Genomic DNA, 18,244 nt, shown 5'->3' with positions numbered 1-18,244 from the left:
AATAGGAGGTACTACAGTGACTTTATTTGATAGAGTATTCAGCGGAAATGACGCTGTTTATGGATTAACAGAGGGTGCTATTGATGCAGCCATCGCACAGCACGGCGAAGACAAAGCAGTAAGCTTCCCTGATACCGCTTACAGCCTTCCTTGCTACTATTCTGTAACAGGAACAAAGGTTACAACCTTAAAAGAGTTAAAAGAGGCTCTTGGCGTTGTAAAAACTCTTATGACAAGAGAGAAAAGACTGAACGACGCATTTATGTCCGGTATTGCTACCGCACTTTGCGCAGAGTTCATCGAAGTTCTGAAATATATCGACGGAGCAACACCATATGAGGAGCCATGCTATGGTCATCTTGCAGATGCTGTTATCCGTGAGCTTGGTGTACCGCTTGTAACAGGCGATATTCCTGGTGTAGCCGTTATCCTTGGATCTGCTCCTTCTGTAGAAGAGGGTGTTGCTCTTGTAAAGAGCTATCAGGCACAGGGTATTCTTGTAACACTGGTTGGCGGTATCATTGATCAGGTTAAGGAAGCCGGCATGAACACAGGAGCAAACGTACGTGTTATTCCTCTTGGAAAAGACGTTACCTCTGTTATCCACGTTGTATCCGTTGCACTTCGTGCAGCTCTTATCTTCGGTAATGTAACACCTGGAGATGCAGGCACACTTATGAAATACACAATGGATCGTGTTCCGGCATTTGTTAACGCATTCGGACCTCTGGATGACGTTGTAGTTGCATGCGGAGCTGGTGCTATCGCACTTGGCTTCCCGGTAATCACAAACGAGACAGAGAATATCTTCCGTGTACCAAAGAGTCTTATCGTTCAGGAGGATGTAAGCAAATTCAACGCTACTTCCCTTGAGGCTCGTGACATTAAGATCAAGATCACAAACATCGATATCCCGGTTGCATTTGCATCCGCATTCGAGGGCGAGATCATCCGTCGTAAAGACATGCAGGTTGAGTTCGATGGTTCCCGTGTAGACTGTGCAGAGCTTGTACATACCTGTGACGCTTCTGAGGTTGAGGATCACAAGATCACAGTTGTAGGACCGGAAGTTGACGAGATGGAAGAGGGAAGCAAGAACAGCATCGCATACGTTGTTAAGGTTGCAGGAAAGAACATGCAGCCAGACTTCGAGCCTGTAATCGAGCGTAAATTCCACAACTACATCAACTGCATCGAGGGTGTATACCACACAGGACAGAGAGATATGCAGCGTATCCGTATCAGCCATGCAGCATATGATGCAGGCTTCCGTATCAAACACATCGGTGAGGTTCTTTACTCACAGGTTAAGAACGAGTTCGACGCTGTTGTTGACAAGTGTGAGGTTGTGATCTACACAGATCCTGCTGAGTGTACAAGAATCCGTCATGAGGTTGCTATCCCGATCTTCGAGAAACGTGATGACCGTCTTGCAAACCTGACTGATGAGTCTGTAGACGTATATTACAGCTGTATCCTTTGCCAGGCATTCTCCCCGTCTCATGTTTGTGTTGTTACACCTGAGAGACTTGGACTTTGCGGTGCCGTTTCATGGCTGGATGCAAAAGCTACCAACGAGCTTGATCCGAACGGACCTTGCCAGGTAATCACCAAAGAGCGTCCGATCAATGAGGATCTTGGTGCTTACGAGGACGTTGATGAAGCAGTTCAGAAGTTCTCCCAGGGTGCTCTTGAGCACGTTACCCTGTACTCCATCATGCAGGATCCTATGACCTCCTGCGGATGCTTCGAGTGTATCTGCGGTATCGAGCCGTTCTCCAATGGTGTAGTTATCGCAAACCGTGAGTATGCAGGCATGACACCTCTTGGAATGACCTTCTCTGAGATGGCTTCCATGACAGGTGGTGGAGTTCAGACTCCTGGATTCATGGGACATGGAAAACACTTCATCGCTTCCAAGAAATTCATGAAGGCTGAGGGCGGTATCGAGCGTATCGTTTGGATGCCGAAAGAATTAAAAGAGTTCATCGCAGACAGACTGAATGCTACTGCAAAAGATCTCTACGGAATCGACAACTTCACAGATATGATCGGTGACGAGACTGTTGCTACAGATCCTGAGGCACTGGTAGAGTTCCTTACAGAGAAAGGACATCCGGCACTTGGACTTGATCCGATGATGTAATAGATTCAGTAAATCCTGCTGAGGGAAAATCATTTTCTGGGGTCTGCCGTCTGGCAGGCTCCGGGAAATTTGTTTCCAGGCAGGATACTGTTTGACAGCTTGATCGTTTCGCTGCGGAGGGCGAATACAATGGATTGTTTTATTGCGGAATGAAAGAATCCATGTCTGATAATTTATTTAGCAGCAAATCCACAAAAGGTGTTGAAGCCTGTGATGGTTTGTGATAGAAGATTAACAGAAAAGGAGATGCAGAAAATTGTTAATTAACAGAATTTTCAGCGGAAATGATGCAGTATACGGTCTGACAGAAAAAGCCGTAAACGATGCTGTACAACAGCATGGTGCAGACAAAGCGGTGGGATTTCCCCATACTGCTTACTGCCTGCCATGCTATTATGCAGTAACTGGTGTTAAGATCAAGACACTTGGAGAACTGCAGGCAGCTCTTAGCGTCGTCAAATCTCTTATGACAAGAGAGCATGCACTGGAGGATGCTCTTATGTCAGGCGTAGCCACCGCTCTCTGCGCGGAATTTATTGAAGCATTGAAATATCTTGATGGGGCAGAGCCTTATCAGGAGCCATGCTATGGACATCTTCCGGACTCCATTATCCGTGAGCTTGGTGTACCGCTTGTAACAGGAGATATCCCCGGAGTAGCAGTTATTCTTGGCAGCGCACCTACTGCACAGGAAGGTGTTGACCTGATCAAGAGCTACCAGGCACAGGGTATTCTTGTAACACTGGTTGGCGGTATCATCGACCAGGCACAGGAGCTTGGCCTGAAGATGGGCTATAATTTAAGAATCGTTCCTTTGGGAAAAGACGTAACAAGTGTAATCCACGTTGTATCCGTTGCACTTCGTGCAGCACTGATCTTCGGTAACGTAACACCTGGTGATGCAGCAAGCCTTCTTACATACACCAAAGACAGGGTCCCGGCATTTGTAAATGCCTTCAATCCTGTTGATGATGTAATTCTCGCAGCAGGTGCAGGTGCTATCAAGCTTGGCTTCCCGGTTATCTCCAATGAGGATGAGAACATTGCGGAAGTACCAGGCGCACTGATCGCATGCCCGAACGTTGCTGATTTTAACAAGGTTTCCCTGGAAGCCAGAGGAATCAAGATCAAGATTACAAAAGTGGATATTCCGGTTGCGTTTGCATCCGCTTTTGAGGGCGAGATCATTCGTCGTAAAGATATGCGTGTGGAATTTGACGGTTCCCGTGTGGACTGCGTAGAACTTGTGCAGACTAAGGAAATGAACGAGGTCGAAGATCACAAGATCACTGTCGTAGGTCCTGAGGTCGATAGCTTTGAGCCTGGAAGCAAGCACAGTCTTGCCTACGTGGTAGAAGTAGCAGGCAAGAAGATGCAGCCGGATTTTGAGCCGGTTATCGAGCGTAAATTCCACAATTATATAAACTGCATTGAAGGTGTATACCATACAGGACAAAGGGATATGTTCCGTATCCGTATCAGCAATGACGCATTTGCAGCAGGCTTCAGAGCCAGACATTTTGGCGAGGTTCTTTACACACAGGTAAAGAATGAGTTTGAGGCGGTTGTAGATAAGTGTCAGGTAACCGTTTACACGGACCCGGCTGAGTGTACCAGAATCCGTCACGAAGTAGCAATTCCTACTTTCGACAAACGTGATGCACGTCTGGAAACCCTTACCGATGAGTCTGTAGACGTTTATTACAGCTGTATCCTGTGTCAGGCATTTTCTCCGTCACATGTCTGCGTAGTAACACCGGAGAGACTTGGACTTTGCGGAGCCGTTTCATGGCTTGATGCAAAAGCCACAAATGAGCTGGATCCAAACGGCCCATGTCAGATCATCACCAAGGAGCGCCCGATTGATGTAAATCTGGGCTCTTACGAGGATGTTGATGAAGCAGTAAAGAAATATTCCCAGGGTGCTCTGGAGCATGTTACTCTGTACTCCATCATGCAGGATCCTATGACCTCCTGCGGATGCTTCGAGTGTATCTGCGGTATCGAGCCATTTTCCAATGGCGTGGTTATCGCAAACCGTGAGTATGCAGGCATGACACCTCTTGGAATGACGTTCTCCGAGATGGCTTCCATGACCGGAGGCGGTGTTCAGACACCAGGCTTTATGGGACATGGAAAACACTTTATTTCATCCAAGAAATTCATGAAGGCAGAGGGCGGAATTGAGCGTATCGTATGGATGCCGAAGGAATTAAAAGAGACCGTGGCGGAGCGTCTCAACAGAACTGCAAAAGAACTCTATGGCATTGACAACTTCACTGATATGGTCGGTGATGAGACAGTTGCCACAGATCCGGAAGTTCTTGTTGCATTTTTAACAGAACATAATCATCCTGCATTGTCAATGGATCCGATGATGTAGTATAATGGTTCTGTATACTTTTACAAAATTTTCAAGGAGGCTTTAAGAAATGCCATTTAATCAGAAACCACAGAAGTTCAACGCAAAGATCAACACTGTTACGGTTGGAACTGGTGATAAAGCGGTTACTATTGGAGGAAATTCCACATTTCCGTTCTATACATTTGATGCACCAACCGAGAACCGTCCGAAAATCGGTGTAGAAATCACTGATATGGGACTTGACGAATTTGCGCCGGGAATCAAAGCATATTATGAAGGATGCACCACTATGGCTGAGATCGCTAAGAAAGCAGCAGCTATGGAAGGTGGAGATTTTGTTGTACTCAATCTGGATGGCGGAGATCCAAACGGAGTAAACAAATCTACAGAAGAGCTTATTGCAGTAGTGAAAGAGGTTGCAGAAGCAATCGACTGTCCATTAGTAGTTGAAGGCTGCAAGAATGTGGAGAAGGATGCGGAACTTCTTCCAAAGGTTGCAGAAGCACTTCAGGGCAGAAACGTAATCGTTATGTCTGAGAAGGAAGAAAACTACAAGGCAATCGGTGCAGCAGCAGGTCTTGCTTACAACCAGATCGTAGGTGCTGAGTCTGCTGATGATATCAACCTTGCAAAACAGCTGAACGTAGTTACAACACAGTTAGGTGTTGATGCGAAGAAGATCGTTATGAACGTAGGTACCGCAACAGTAGGTTACGGTTATGAGTACGTTGTTTCCACTATGGACCGTATCAAAGGAGCAGCTTTATCCCAGAATGATAACATGCTGCAGATGCCAATTATTACACCGGTTTCTTCTGAGACATGGGGCGTAAAAGAATCAGTTGCTACTGAGGAAGATATGCCTGAATGGGGATCAGAGGATGAGCGTGGTATCAACATGGAAGTTATGACAGCAGCAGCAGACCTTGCAGCAGGTTCTGATGCAGTTATCTTAAGACATCCACAGTCTGTAAAGACCATCGCTAAGATGATTGACGCACTTGTGTAATAATTTTTAGGAGGAATAATTGATATGGCACTGAATGGTATTCAGATTTTTAAATTAACACCAAAGAAAAACTGTAAGGAATGTGGATGCCCGACATGTATGGCTTTCTCTATGAAGGTTGCACAGGGCGCTATGAAAATTGAGCAGTGTCCACATATGTCCGAGGACGCATTAGCTTCCCTTTCTGAGGCAACAGCTCCGCCAATGAAGACAATCAAGATCGGAACTGGCGCAGAGGAGCTTACCCTTGGCGGTGAGACAGTTCTTTTCAGACATGAGAAGACATTTGTAAACAAATCCAGATATGCAGTAGAGCTGTGCACATGCATGGACGATGCTGCTGTTGATGCGAAGCTGGCTGAGATCCCGAAGGTTGATTACGACCGTATCGGTGAGAGAATGTACGCAGAGCTTGTTTATGTGAACTGTGATGCTGAGGCAACAGCTGACAAATATACAGCTCTCGTTCAGAAAGCAGCAGCACTTGGACGTACTATGATCCTTGGATGCTCTGATCCTGAGATCGCAAAAGCAGCCCTTGAAGTATGCAAGGACAACAAGCCGGTATTAAACGGAGCAAATGCTTCCAACTACGAGGCTATGAACGCTGTTGCTACAGCAGCAGGTGTAGTTCTTGGTGTATCCGGCAAAGACTTAAACGAGTTATATGACACCACAGCAGCTCTTGAGAAGCTCGGAAACAAGAACCTGGTACTTGATGTAACAGGTGCTGATGTAAAAGAGACCTTCGGAAATGCTGTTCAGGTTCGTCGTGCAGCTCTCAAAGATCAGGACAGAACCTTTGGATATCCTTCTATTGTAAATCTTGCTAAGATTGCTGGCGGAGATTATCATCTTCAGGCAGCACTTGCAGCTGTATTCACTATGAAATATGGTTCCATTATCGTTATGGAGCGTATGACATATGCAGAGGCACTTCCGTTATACGGTCTGCGTCAGAACGTATTTACTGACCCGCAGAAGCCAATGCGTGTAGAGCCAGGCATCTACCCAATGAACGGTGCTGACGAGAATTCTCTTGTTGTTACAACTGTAGACTTTGCTCTTACATACTTCCTTGTATCTGGTGAGCTGGAGCGTTCCGGTGTTCCGCTTAACCTTGTTATCAATGATGCAGGCGGATTATCCGTACTGACCTCCTGGGCTGCTGGTAAGTTCTCCGGAAACAGCATTTCCGCATTCTTCAAAGAGAACGTAGAGCCTAAGGTTAAGAGCAGAAGACTTGTAATCCCTGGAAAGGTTGCCGTACTTAAGGGCGATCTGGAAGCAAAGCTTCCGGGATGGGAGATTATTGTCGGACCAAGAGAAGCTGTACAGCTTGTTAAGTTCTTAAAGGACCTGGACGCATAAACAACTAAATCTATCAAAAAGGAGAACACTACAATGGCAAAATTTATTACTATTGGTGAGAGACTTTCCACAACAGCACCATCTGTAAACAAAGCTTTTACAGAGAGAGATCCTGAGCCGATCTTAAAAAGAGCAAAACAGCAGCTTGATGCTGGTGCTGTATATCTTGATGTAAACATCGGACCAGCTGAGAACGATGGAGAAGACCTGATGAAATGGGCTGTTAAGCTTCTTCAGGAGAACTTCGATAATGTTCCGCTTGCACTTGATACTTCCAATAAGAAAGCTATCGAGGCTGGTATTTCTGTATATAACAGAAGCAAAGGAAAACCGATCGTTAACTCCGCAGATGCTGGCGGAAGAATCGAGAACATCGACCTTGCAGCAGCAAACGATGCTATCGTTATCGCTCTTTGCTCCGCTGACGGTATTGCAGCAGACAATGATGAGCGTATGATGCACTGCCAGAACATGCTTGAAAGAGGTATGGGACTTGGCATGGATCCTTCTGATCTGTGGTTTGATCCGTTATTCCTGGTTGTTAAGGGAATGCAGGAGAAACAGATGGAAGTTCTGGAGGCTATCAAAATGTTCTCCGATATGGGACTGAATTCTACAGGCGGTCTGTCCAACAACAGTAACGGTATGCCGAAGAATATCCGTCCGATCATGGATTCCGCATTAGTTGCTATGGCTATGATGCAGGGTCTTACATCTGCAATTGTTAACCCTAACGACCTTCGTCTTATGGAAACAATCAAATCCTGCGATGTATTCAAGGGCAACACCCTGTATGCTGATTCCTATCTTGAGCTGTAATCACGGAGTAGCTGACTTTTATAAGCTGTCTGCGTAAGCGGATATTTCCGTGCTTGAATAGGGACGTAAGATACAAAGAGGGGCTGGGGCTTGGGCCTCAGTCCCTTTTTTAACAAATTAAATGTCTGTTTTGGCAGATATTACCATATGAGAAAGGTGAGTGCCGAATGTTTAAGGTAACATTTTCTTTTGAAGATGGCAGTGTGGTAGAACATTTTGCCAATGCGGGGGACAATTTACTTGAATTAGCGCGAGAGGCCAATGTGGCCATCGACGCACCATGCTCCGGAAATGCTTCTTGCGGAAAGTGCCGGGTGCAGTTGATAAAGGGAGAACTGGACAGCAAGAAAACCTTGCATATCAGTGATGAAGAATATCAGGCAGGATGGCGTCTTGCCTGTGTAAGCAAGATCTGTGCTGATGTGACTGTGCTTGTTCCTGATATTGCGTCTGCTTACAAGAGCAGAATGAAGGTTGCAGACCTGAGCTCCAAAGAGGAAATTGCCATTTTTGAAAACTCCAAGAATGATGTGGAGATGACCGGAATTGAGCTTCGGAACAGTCTTGACGTAATTGAACTGGAGATGGACGAGCCAAGTCTGGATGATACAATGCCGGACAATGAACGTCTTACAAGAGCTTTAAAGAAATACATGAATCTGAAGCAGGTAAGGATTCCTTATGCTGTTTTAAGAAAATTACCGGATGTGCTCCGGGAGAACCATTTCAAAGTGAAATGTGTAGTCCGGACTGCACCAAATGATCTTTTTGTATACGATATTTTCGGAAAAGATGAGGATGTAGTAGTCGGTGGTCTGGCAGTAGATATTGGTACTACCACCGTGTCCGCAGTTCTGATCAATATGGAGACAGGAGAAATTCTTGCCAAGGCTTCCTCCGGAAACGGACAGATCCGTTTCGGCGCAGATGTTATCAACCGTATCATCGAGCAGCAGAAGCCAGGAGGAAAGAAGAAGCTGCAGGATGCCGTAATTAAAGAGACCATCAACCCTCTTATTGCGCAGATGTGCAAAAGCGCCGGTATTTCAGCCAGCCATATTTACAGAATGTCTGTAGGCGCAAACACAACCATGAATCATCTGTTTGCAGGAATCAATGCGGATCCGGTCCGTATGGAGCCATACATTCCTGCATTCTTTAAGACCAACTCCCTTTTTGCTTCTGATGTGGGAGTTGCCATTAATAAAGACGCGCATATTATTATTGCGCCGAATATCGGAAGCTATGTAGGCGGTGACATTACTGCCGGAACCTTAGTAAGTATGATCTGGAACAGACCGGAGTTTTCCCTGTTTATTGACCTTGGTACCAACGGAGAGCTGGTATTCGGAAACTCTGACTTTATGATGAGCTGTGCATGTTCAGCAGGACCTGCCTTTGAGGGTGGTGACATCAGCTGCGGTATGCGTGCAACAGACGGTGCCATTGAGGCCTGTACCATTGACAAGGAAACTATGATTCCTACCTACAAGGTAGTAGGAAATCCTGGAACCAAGCCGATCGGACTTTGCGGTTCCGGAATCATTGACGTGATCAGTGAGCTTTTCATGTGTGGAATCATCAACCCTAAGGGTAAATTTGTCCGCGAGGGTGAGAGAATCCGCCACGACAAATATGGAATGGGAAGCTATGTGATCGCATTTGAAAGCGAAGCAGGCTCTGTGAAGGATGTTGAGATCACAGAGGTGGATATTGATAACTTTATCCGTGCCAAGGGTGCTATTTTTTCTGCAATCCGCACTATGCTCAACAGTCTGGACTTTGATGTAAGCATGATTGATGATGTTTATGTAGCAGGAGGTATCGGAAGCGGTATCAATATGAGAAATGCTGTAAATATCGGAATGTTCCCGGATATCCCTCTGGAGAAATTCCACTATATCGGCAATTCTTCCCTGACAGGCTCCTACCTGATGCTTCTTTCTACAGCAGCAGAGAAGAAGACCTATGAGCTTGCTGCAAACATGACATACATGGAGCTTTCCACAGTACCGACTTATATGGACGAGTTTGTGGGCGCATGCTTTATTCCGCACACAGACACCGGAATGTTCCCGGACGTAATGAAAGATTTACAGAACAGGAAGTAAACAAAAATGCCATTTACCATTGATGATTTAAACTATGATAAAGACAGCAAGGAGAGAATGCCCTGGGAGCATTATCTTGAGCTGTATGCAAAGGCTGATCCTAAGGAAATCGCAGCCAGACTTTCTATTCCATATGATGAAAGTGCGAAAGCCTTTACTTTGACATTTCTGGGCTCTGATTATACTATCACATACCCGGATTTTCAGGTAAAGCATGTGGAGGATGAGAAGAAATGCTATCCTCTTGAGGATATGATCTATGCGAAAATCCTGACGATCCGTTTTCTGTTAAACGGTTCTGCTTCCATGGGAACCGGTAAGTATAAAACCTACCGTGAAATGCCTTGGGGCGAAGTGTATTTACGCCAGTTTGACGGAAGATGCATTAAGCGTCTTGCATTTACTTATGGTAACAGACTGAAGGATTTCAGGCTGGTAATGGATCATATGAAATGCACTCCTGTGAAATTCGGAGATGCGGCATATGAGTTATCCATTTATCCCGGATATCAGATCCAGATGATTCTGTGGGAGGGAGATGAGGAATTTCCACCATCCTCCCAGATTCTGTTTTCAGATAATTTCCCCGTATCCTTTGCTGCGGAAGATATGGCGGTTATGGGAGATGTGATCATCGGCTCTTTGAAAGCCTTTTTAAAGGCAGCGCAGGCGAAATGATCCTGCATATAAATTAACCGGAATTTAAAGGCTGTTAAATGTAAAAGCGGTATATTCATGATTAAAGCGGATCCGGACAGGGGCATGATCCTTAATACCCTTTCGGAAGCCGTTTTGATAAATTCAAATTATGCGGAGGCGTCCTGCTCAGGTAGCGGTGACGTAAAAAGGAGGTAAGTTACAATGGGATACAAGAGTGACATTGAAATCGCACAGGAATGCGAAATGCTGCCGATTACCCAGATTGCACAGAAGGCTGGTATTGATGACAAATACCTGGAGCAGTATGGAAAGTATAAGGCAAAAATCGACTACAATCTCTTAAAAGAGAGCGATAAAAAAGACGGAAAACTGATCCTTGTAACAGCAATTAACCCTACCCCGGCAGGTGAGGGAAAAACAACTACAACTGTAGGTCTTGCAGATGGAATGCAGAAGCTTGGAAAGAGCGTAATGGTTGCGCTTCGTGAGCCATCTCTTGGACCGGTATTTGGTGTAAAGGGCGGTGCAGCAGGCGGCGGCTATGCACAGGTTGTTCCGATGGAGGACATTAACCTTCACTTCACAGGTGACTTCCACGCAATCGGCGCTGCAAACAACCTTCTTGCAGCAATGATCGACAACCACATTTTCCAGGGCAATGCACTGAACATTGACCCACGTAAGGTTACATGGAGAAGATGTGTGGATATGAATGACCGTCAGCTTCGTAACGTAATCGATGGTCTTGGCGGAAGAACAAACGGTATGCCACGTGAGGATGGCTACGATATCACAGTAGCATCTGAGATCATGGCAGTTCTCTGTCTTGCAAGCGATATCACAGATTTGAAGAACAGACTTGCAAGAATGATCGTTGGCTATACATATGGCAAACCATCAGAGCAGAAGCCTGTAACAGCTGGTGACCTTCACGCAGAAGGCGCTATGACTGCACTTTTAAAGGACGCCCTCAAACCAAACCTGGTTCAGACTCTTGAGCATGTACCGGCAATCGTTCACGGCGGACCATTCGCAAACATCGCTCATGGCTGCAACTCTGTAACAGCTACAAAGATGGCTATGAAGCTTGCTGATTATGCAATTACAGAGGCTGGCTTTGGTGCTGACCTTGGTGCTGAGAAATTCCTTGACATCAAATGCCGTATGGCTGACCTTCATCCAAATGCAGTTGTTATCGTTGCTACTGTTCGTGCACTTAAATACAATGGCGGCGTTGCAAAAGCAGATCTGAATAATGAGAACCTTGAGGCTCTTCAGAAGGGTCTTCCGAACCTTCTGAAACATGTAAACAATATTAAGAATGTTTACAAGCTTCCATGTGTAGTTGCAATCAATGCATTCCCAACAGATACCAAGGCAGAGCTTGATCTTGTAGAAGCAAAATGTAAAGAGCTTGGTGTCAATGTTGCGCTCTCCGAAGTATGGGCAAAAGGCGGCGAAGGCGGTCTGAAGCTTGCTGAGGAAGTAATTCGTCTGTGCGAGGAGCCAAACGACTTTACTTATGCTTATGAGCTTGAAGGCTCTATCGAGGACAAGCTGAACCAGATCGTTCAGAAGGTTTACGGTGGAAAGAACGTAGTTCTTACAGCAAATGCTCAGAAACAGGCAAAACAGCTTGAGGCTCTTGGCTTTGGAAACTGCCCGATCTGTGTTGCAAAAACACAGTACAGCTTAACGGATGATCAGACAAAGCTTGGTGCTCCAACAGATTTCGAAGTAACCGTTCGCAACCTGAAAATTTCTGCTGGTGCAGGCTTCATTGTAGCTCTTACCGGTGAGATCATGACTATGCCAGGTCTTCCGAAGGTTCCGGCTGCTGAGAGAATCGATGTTGACGAGACAGGTAAGATCACAGGACTGTTCTAATAAGGAGATAAACGAAAATGGGATTTTCAACAAGTACATGTACAGAATTTGTAGAAGTTCTTGCTTCTAAAGCCCCGGTTCCGGGCGGCGGCGGAGCATCCGCATTGGTTGGTGCAGTAGGAACTGCTCTTGGCAACATGGTAGGAAGCCTTACTGTTGGCAAAAAGAAATATGCAGATGTTGAGGAAGAAATGTGGGAGCTGAAGGGCAAATGCGACCAGCTTCAGAAAGATTTCCTTCGTCTTATTGAGCGGGATGCAGAAGTTTTTGAGCCTCTTTCCAAGGCATATGGAATGCCAAAGGAGACAGAAGAAGAGAAGGCTGAGAAAGCAAGAGTTATGGCAATCGTATTAAAGGATGCCTGCTCCGTTCCTATGGAAATTATGGAGAAATGCTGTGAAGCACTTGATCTGATCAAGGAATTCGCTGCAAAGGGCTCCAAGCTTGCAATCAGCGATGCCGGTGTAGCGGCAACCTTCTGCAAGGCTGCATTAAAGGGTGCCAGCCTGAATGTTTACATTAACACCAAATCCATGGCAGACAGAGAATATGCAGAAGAGCTCAACGCGAAAGCAGATGCTATGCTTGAGAAATATTGTAAGCTTGCAGATGAGACATTTGACAGCGTTCTTGCAAGACTGAAATAATAGGATACCAGAAAGGGAGATCATTCAAAATGGCAAAACAGTTATTAGGTAAAGAAGTAACTGCTGCATTAAATGAGCGCATCAAAGGCAATGTGGCAGCACTTCAGGAAAAAGGCGTTAACCCGACACTTTGCATTATCCGTGTAGGCGAGAATCCAAGCGACATTTCCTATGAGAGAGGCGCAACAAAGCGCTGCGAGACTTTAGGAGTTGCCTGCGAGAAGATTCTTCTTCCGGAGGATGTAGCTCAGGAAGAGCTTCTTGCAGTAATCGACAAGGTAAACAAGGATGACCATATCCATGGCGTTCTTCTGTTCCGTCCGCTTCCGAAGCACTTAGACCAGGCAGTGATCGAGAATGCACTTGCTCCTGAAAAAGATGTTGACTGTATGACAGACCTTTCCATGTCCGGTGTTTTCACAGGTAAGAAGATCGGCTTCCCACCATGTACACCACAGGCATGTATGGAGATCCTGGATCATTACGGAATCGACTGCACAGGTAAAAAAGCAGTTGTAATCGGAAGAAGCCTTGTTGTTGGTAAGCCGGCGGCAATGATGCTTGTTAAGAAAAACGCAACTGTAACCATCTGCCATACAAGAACCGTTGATATGCCATCTGTAGCTCGTGAAGCAGACATCATCATCGTAGCAGCAGGCCGTGCAGGCGTTGTTGGCGCTGATTATGTTAAAGAGGGACAGGTTGTGATCGACGTAGGAATCAACGTAAATGCAGAAGGCAAGCTTTGCGGAGACGTTGACTACGCAGCAGTAGAGCCGATCGTTGATGCGATCACACCGGTTCCTGGCGGAGTTGGAAGTGTTACAACTTCTGTTCTGGTAGGACATGTTGTGGAGGCAGCAATGCGTAAGGTAAACGCATAATTTGCATAAAGAAAGCTCTCCGGGGAAACCCGGGGAGCTTTTTATAGTATAGTTCAGAAGCTGATTTCGTTACTGTTCACTGGTAACATTCCGCGAGGTGTTTTTTGTGAACAAAGTTCACAGAAAACCCGAGAATTGCAGCGCGAAATCATGCGAATGCATGATTTCTGTGCATCGCGAAGCGTGTTACTGCTCACGAAGTGAACAGTAACCTGATTTCCATTAGAATATGTTTAATATTTACAAAAAAATTGCTTTTCTCTTAAAAATATTGTATCATAGATAGTAACAGATATATGGAGGTCGTGTGATATGGGAAAAGTGATGGCAGTAAATATCAGCGAGAAACGAGGAACTCAGAAGGTCAATGTCCACACTGTGAAACTGATCGAGAATTATGGACTGGAGAATGACGCCCATGCAGGGAACTGGCACCGCCAGGTCAGCCTTCTTTCCTATGAGAAAATAGAAGAATTCAAGGCGAAGGGAGCCCCGGTGCAGGATGGCGCCTTTGGGGAAAATCTCATTGTGCAGGGGTTTGATTTCAGAACTTTGCCTGTTGGCACACGGCTGAAATGCAACGATGTGATCCTGGAAATCACCCAGATTGGCAAGCAGTGCCACAATGGCTGCGAGATTTTTAAGATCATGGGGGACTGCATCATGCCAAGAGAGGGCGTGTTTGCCAGGGTGATCCACGGCGGCGTGATCTCAGAGGGAGACGAGATGGATTATGCTTGATCAGTATGGAAGAATCATTGATTACATGCGGATTTCCCTTACAGACCGCTGTAATCTGCGGTGCATTTACTGCATGCCAGAGGAAGGAATCTGTCAGATTCCCCGCACGGAGGTTCTAAGTGAAGATGAAATCTTAAGAGTCTGCAGCCTGGCCAGTGAGCTTGGGATTTCCAGGATCAAGCTGACAGGAGGGGAGCCTTTGGTGCGCAGGATCTGTGTTCCCCTTGTGAAAGAGCTGAAAGCTCTTCCCGGAATCCAGCAGGTGACGTTGACTACCAACGGCATTTTGCTGAAAGAGCAGCTGCCGGGGCTGATGGAAGCGGGATTGGATGCAGTGAATATAAGCTTAGACACTTTGGATGCAGAGACTTTTCGAAAAATCACCAGAAGGGATGAGCTGAAAAAGGTGCTGGAAGGACTTGAGGCAGCACTTTCCTATCCGGAGCTTAAGGTGAAGGTAAACTGTGTTCCTACTTTTCAGAGCCAGCAGGATCTTTTGCAGGTGGCGGTCCTGGCAAAGGAGAATCCGCTCCATGTGCGGTTTATCGAGATGATGCCCATTGGTCTTGGAAAAGAGTTTACAGCGAGAGACGAGGAGACGGTAAAAGGGCTTCTGGAGCGTGCTTACGGTCCTATGACGCCTACGAAGGAAACCCTTGGAAATGGGCCCTGCCATTATTATACCCTTGAAAATTTCCAGGGCAGAATTGGATTTATCAGTGCTTTGTCCCACAAGTTCTGCAGTCAGTGCAACCGTGTGCGCCTTACTTCTACCGGATATCTGAAGGGCTGTCTTCAGTTTGAAAACGGAGCGGACTTAAAAGCATTGTTAAGAGGCGGCGTTTCCGATGCGCTTCTGAAGGAAACCATCCAGAAGACCATTTATGAGAAGCCAGCAGGCCATAATTTCCAGGAAAAAAAGAACGGGACAGAAGAGTCCCATATAATGGCGCAGATCGGCGGATGAGAACCTATAAAAAGCCGGATTTTGCAGATGTATTTTCCGTACATCCAGCAGAATCCGGCTTTTTGTGCGCTTTGGTATATTTTTCACTGAGTTAATTGTGCAAAAAAACATTGTTAATTAAAAGACTTATTAGGAAAAGCTTGCCAAATTGAACAAAAAAATATATAATTTTCTTACAAAAAATAGTGAAGTTTGTTAAAAAATACGCAATGCCGGAGACCTTATGGTGAAACATTCACAAAAGGGCCAGAGGTAGAACTGGCAGGTAAGGAGGATTAACAGTAATGTTAGATCAGTCATGTTACAAAAAGGCAGATGAGATTATTGAGCATTATGAAAAATGTGCGGCCTCATTAATTCCCATCATGCAGGACATTCAGGCAGAATACCGGTATCTGCCTGCAGAGCTTCTGACCTACGTTGCCGAGAAGATCGGCGTAACAGAAGCCAAGGCGTTCAGCGTAGCCACCTTCTATGAGAACTTTTCCTTTGAGCCCAAGGGGAAATACATTATCAAGGTGTGTGACGGAACAGCCTGTCATGTAAGGAAATCCATTCCCGTAAAAGAAGCTTTTATGAAAGAACTGGGACTTAGCAATAAGAAGCACACCACAGACGACATGATGTTCACTGTGGAGACCGTATCCTGTCTTGGAGCCTGCGGACTTGCTCCCACCTGTATGGTCAATGAAGAAGTACATGCCAAGATGACACCGGAGAAGGTAGTAGAGCTGATTAACAGATTGAGAGGTGAGAATGGATGAGAATAAACAGTAAAGAAGAACTGCTGAATAAGAAAGCTGAGGTCGAGCAGCTGATAAATGGTTTTACCTGCCGTGTTCTCGTCTGTTCCGGTACCGGATGTATGGCTTCCGGTGCACAGAAGATTTACGATGAGATGGTAAGGCTTTGTGAAGGAATCGATGGCGTACAGATCGAGATGGAGAAAGACATTCCTCATGTAGGCGTGATCAAGACCGGCTGCCAGGGACTTTGCGAGTTAGGACCTCTGATGCGCATTGAGCCTTACGGATATCAGTATGTACATGTTCAGGAAGAAGACTGTCTGGAGATCGTAGAGCGTACTGTACGCCTCGGACAGCCTGTAGACCGTCTGTTTTACCGCCATGGGGATGAGGTCTGTCCCAAGCCAGAGGACATTCCGTTCCTTAACCGTCAGACCAGGATCGTTCTTGAGAACTGCGGTAAGATTGACGCGGAATCCATTGATGAATATATTGCAGCAGGAGGCTTTGCTGCTCTTGCAAAAGCAGTTACAGAGATGACTCCCCAGGAGGTTATTGATGAGGTTACCAGATCCGGCCTTCGCGGACGTGGCGGTGCCGGCTTCCCGGCTGGCAAGAAATGGTCACAGGTAGCCAGACAGGCTGAGAAGACCCGTTATGTTGTATGTAACGGTGACGAGGGTGACCCGGGAGCATTTATGGACGGCTCCGTTATGGAAGGCGACCCATATAAGATGATCGAGGGTATGATCATTGCCGCTTATGCAGTAGGTGCTGAGAACGGATACATATATGTGCGTGCAGAGTATCCTCTTTCTGTCGCAAGACTTCGCCTTGCTATTTCCCAGGCTGAGAAATATGGTCTTCTTGGAGATAATATTCTTGGCAGCGGTGTAAACTTCCACCTTCACATCAATCGTGGCGCAGGAGCTTTCGTATGCGGTGAAGGCTCTGCCCTTACCTCCTCCATTGAAGGAAACAGAGGTATGCCTCGTGTGAAGCCGCCTCGTACGGTTGAGAAGGGTCTGTGGGGCAAGCCGACCGTCCTGAATAACGTAGAGACCTATGCAAATGTTCCGAAGATCATTGTGCAGGGTGCCGACTGGTTCCGTACCATCGGAACAGAGGGAAGTCCGGGTACCAAGACATTCTCCCTTACAGGAGCGATTGAGAACACAGGCCTTATTGAAGTGCCTATGGGAACCACGCTCCGTGAGATCATCTATGATATCGGCGGCGGTCTTAAGAGCGGTGCTGCATTTAAGGGTGTACAGATCGGTGGCCCTTCCGGCGGATGTCTGATCGAGGATCAGCTGGATGCGCCTCTTGATTTTGATTCTGTGAAGAAGCTGGATGCCATTATGGGCTCCGGCGGACTGGTTGTTATGGACGAGAATACCTGTATGGTAGAGGTTGCCCGTTTCTTCATGAGCTTTACCCAGCGGGAGAGCTGCGGCAAGTGCGTTCCGTGCCGTGAGGGCACCAAGCGAATGCTGGAGATTCTGGAGAAGATCGTAGAGGGCAGAGGTGAAATGTCCGATCTTGATGAGCTGGAAGAGCTTGCAACCATGGTTCAGAGTATGGCTCTTTGCGGTCTTGGCAAGAGTGCACCCCTTCCGGTTCTCAGTACCATGAAGCGTTTCCGTGAGGAGTATGAGGAGCATATCCGTGACAAGAAGTGCCGTGCCAAGGTCTGCACTGCGCTCCGTCAGTTCCACATCAATCCGGAGTTCTGTATTGGCTGTGGAAAATGTGCCAAGAACTGTCCTGCCGGGGCAATTTCCGGCAAGATCAAATCACCTTATCATATTAATAATGATGTATGTATCAAATGCGGCAGCTGTAAGGACAACTGTAATTTTGATGCAATCTATGTGGAAATGTAAAGGGA

The 18,244-nt window shown here is 46.3% G+C and carries 14 protein-coding genes; all 14 read left to right on the top strand.

Annotated elements, in window-relative coordinates:
- Positions 1 to 16: 16 nt before the first annotated feature.
- The 14 genes from acsB (OCV70_RS07390) (at position 17) to OCV70_RS07325 (ending at position 18,239) form a co-directional block, all read left to right on the top strand.
- Positions 17 to 2,146 carry an acetyl-CoA decarbonylase/synthase complex subunit alpha/beta gene (gene acsB / locus OCV70_RS07390; RefSeq protein ID WP_117849706.1) on the top strand — a complete coding sequence of 710 codons (2,130 nt, stop codon included), beginning with the start codon at positions 17 to 19 and terminating at the stop codon, positions 2,144 to 2,146.
- A 256-nt stretch (positions 2,147 to 2,402) separates the two neighbouring features.
- Entirely contained in the window at positions 2,403 to 4,529 is a 2,127-nt protein-coding gene (gene acsB / locus OCV70_RS07385) for an acetyl-CoA decarbonylase/synthase complex subunit alpha/beta (RefSeq protein ID WP_262579487.1), read from the top strand.
- A gap of 49 nt (positions 4,530 to 4,578) precedes the next feature.
- Positions 4,579 to 5,520: an acetyl-CoA decarbonylase/synthase complex subunit delta gene (gene acsD / locus OCV70_RS07380; protein ID WP_021926203.1), complete on the top strand. Its 942-nt coding sequence runs from the start codon at positions 4,579 to 4,581 to the stop codon at positions 5,518 to 5,520.
- A 24-nt stretch (positions 5,521 to 5,544) separates the two neighbouring features.
- Entirely contained in the window at positions 5,545 to 6,891 is a 1,347-nt protein-coding gene (gene acsC / locus OCV70_RS07375; protein ID WP_021926204.1) for an acetyl-CoA decarbonylase/synthase complex subunit gamma, read from the top strand.
- Between the two features lie 33 nt (positions 6,892 to 6,924).
- Positions 6,925 to 7,710, top strand: a complete 786-nt coding sequence (gene acsE, locus OCV70_RS07370; RefSeq protein WP_021926205.1) for a carbon monoxide dehydrogenase/acetyl-CoA synthase methytransferase subunit — start codon at positions 6,925 to 6,927, stop codon at positions 7,708 to 7,710.
- 167 nt (positions 7,711 to 7,877) lie between these two features.
- A complete protein-coding gene (acsV, locus tag OCV70_RS07365; protein WP_117849711.1) occupies positions 7,878 to 9,821 on the top strand; it encodes a corrinoid activation/regeneration protein AcsV in 1,944 nt (647 codons plus the stop codon).
- A gap of 6 nt (positions 9,822 to 9,827) precedes the next feature.
- On the top strand, positions 9,828 to 10,499 hold the full coding sequence (locus OCV70_RS07360; RefSeq protein ID WP_117849714.1) for a DUF3786 domain-containing protein: 672 nt from the start codon (positions 9,828 to 9,830) through the stop codon (positions 10,497 to 10,499).
- Between the two features lie 183 nt (positions 10,500 to 10,682).
- Positions 10,683 to 12,368, top strand: a complete 1,686-nt coding sequence (locus OCV70_RS07355) for a formate--tetrahydrofolate ligase (protein WP_173767585.1) — start codon at positions 10,683 to 10,685, stop codon at positions 12,366 to 12,368.
- Between the two features lie 17 nt (positions 12,369 to 12,385).
- Positions 12,386 to 13,015 carry a cyclodeaminase/cyclohydrolase family protein gene (locus tag OCV70_RS07350; RefSeq protein WP_021926209.1) on the top strand — a complete coding sequence of 210 codons (630 nt, stop codon included), beginning with the start codon at positions 12,386 to 12,388 and terminating at the stop codon, positions 13,013 to 13,015.
- A 29-nt stretch (positions 13,016 to 13,044) separates the two neighbouring features.
- Entirely contained in the window at positions 13,045 to 13,899 is an 855-nt protein-coding gene (locus OCV70_RS07345; RefSeq protein WP_021926210.1) for a bifunctional 5,10-methylenetetrahydrofolate dehydrogenase/5,10-methenyltetrahydrofolate cyclohydrolase, read from the top strand.
- A 312-nt stretch (positions 13,900 to 14,211) separates the two neighbouring features.
- A complete protein-coding gene (locus tag OCV70_RS07340) occupies positions 14,212 to 14,640 on the top strand; it encodes an MOSC domain-containing protein (protein WP_021926211.1) in 429 nt (142 codons plus the stop codon).
- A complete protein-coding gene (gene moaA / locus OCV70_RS07335) occupies positions 14,633 to 15,607 on the top strand; it encodes a GTP 3',8-cyclase MoaA (protein ID WP_021926212.1) in 975 nt (324 codons plus the stop codon). The genes OCV70_RS07340 and moaA overlap by 8 nt, the downstream gene beginning before the upstream one ends.
- Before the next feature lie 284 nt (positions 15,608 to 15,891).
- On the top strand, positions 15,892 to 16,371 hold the full coding sequence (locus OCV70_RS07330; RefSeq protein ID WP_117849724.1) for a complex I 24 kDa subunit family protein: 480 nt from the start codon (positions 15,892 to 15,894) through the stop codon (positions 16,369 to 16,371).
- Complete coding sequence (locus tag OCV70_RS07325) at positions 16,368 to 18,239, top strand: NADH-quinone oxidoreductase subunit NuoF (RefSeq protein ID WP_021926214.1); 1,872 nt, start codon at positions 16,368 to 16,370, stop codon at positions 18,237 to 18,239. The genes OCV70_RS07330 and OCV70_RS07325 overlap by 4 nt, the downstream gene beginning before the upstream one ends.
- The last annotated feature ends 5 nt before the right edge of the window (positions 18,240 to 18,244 follow it).

This window comes from Blautia acetigignens, assembly GCF_025566865.1.
Lineage (GTDB): Bacteria > Bacillota > Clostridia > Lachnospirales > Lachnospiraceae > Blautia_A > Blautia_A acetigignens.
The sequence above is the reverse complement of the archived record's forward strand: the minus strand, read 5'-3'. Positions and strand labels throughout refer to the sequence as shown.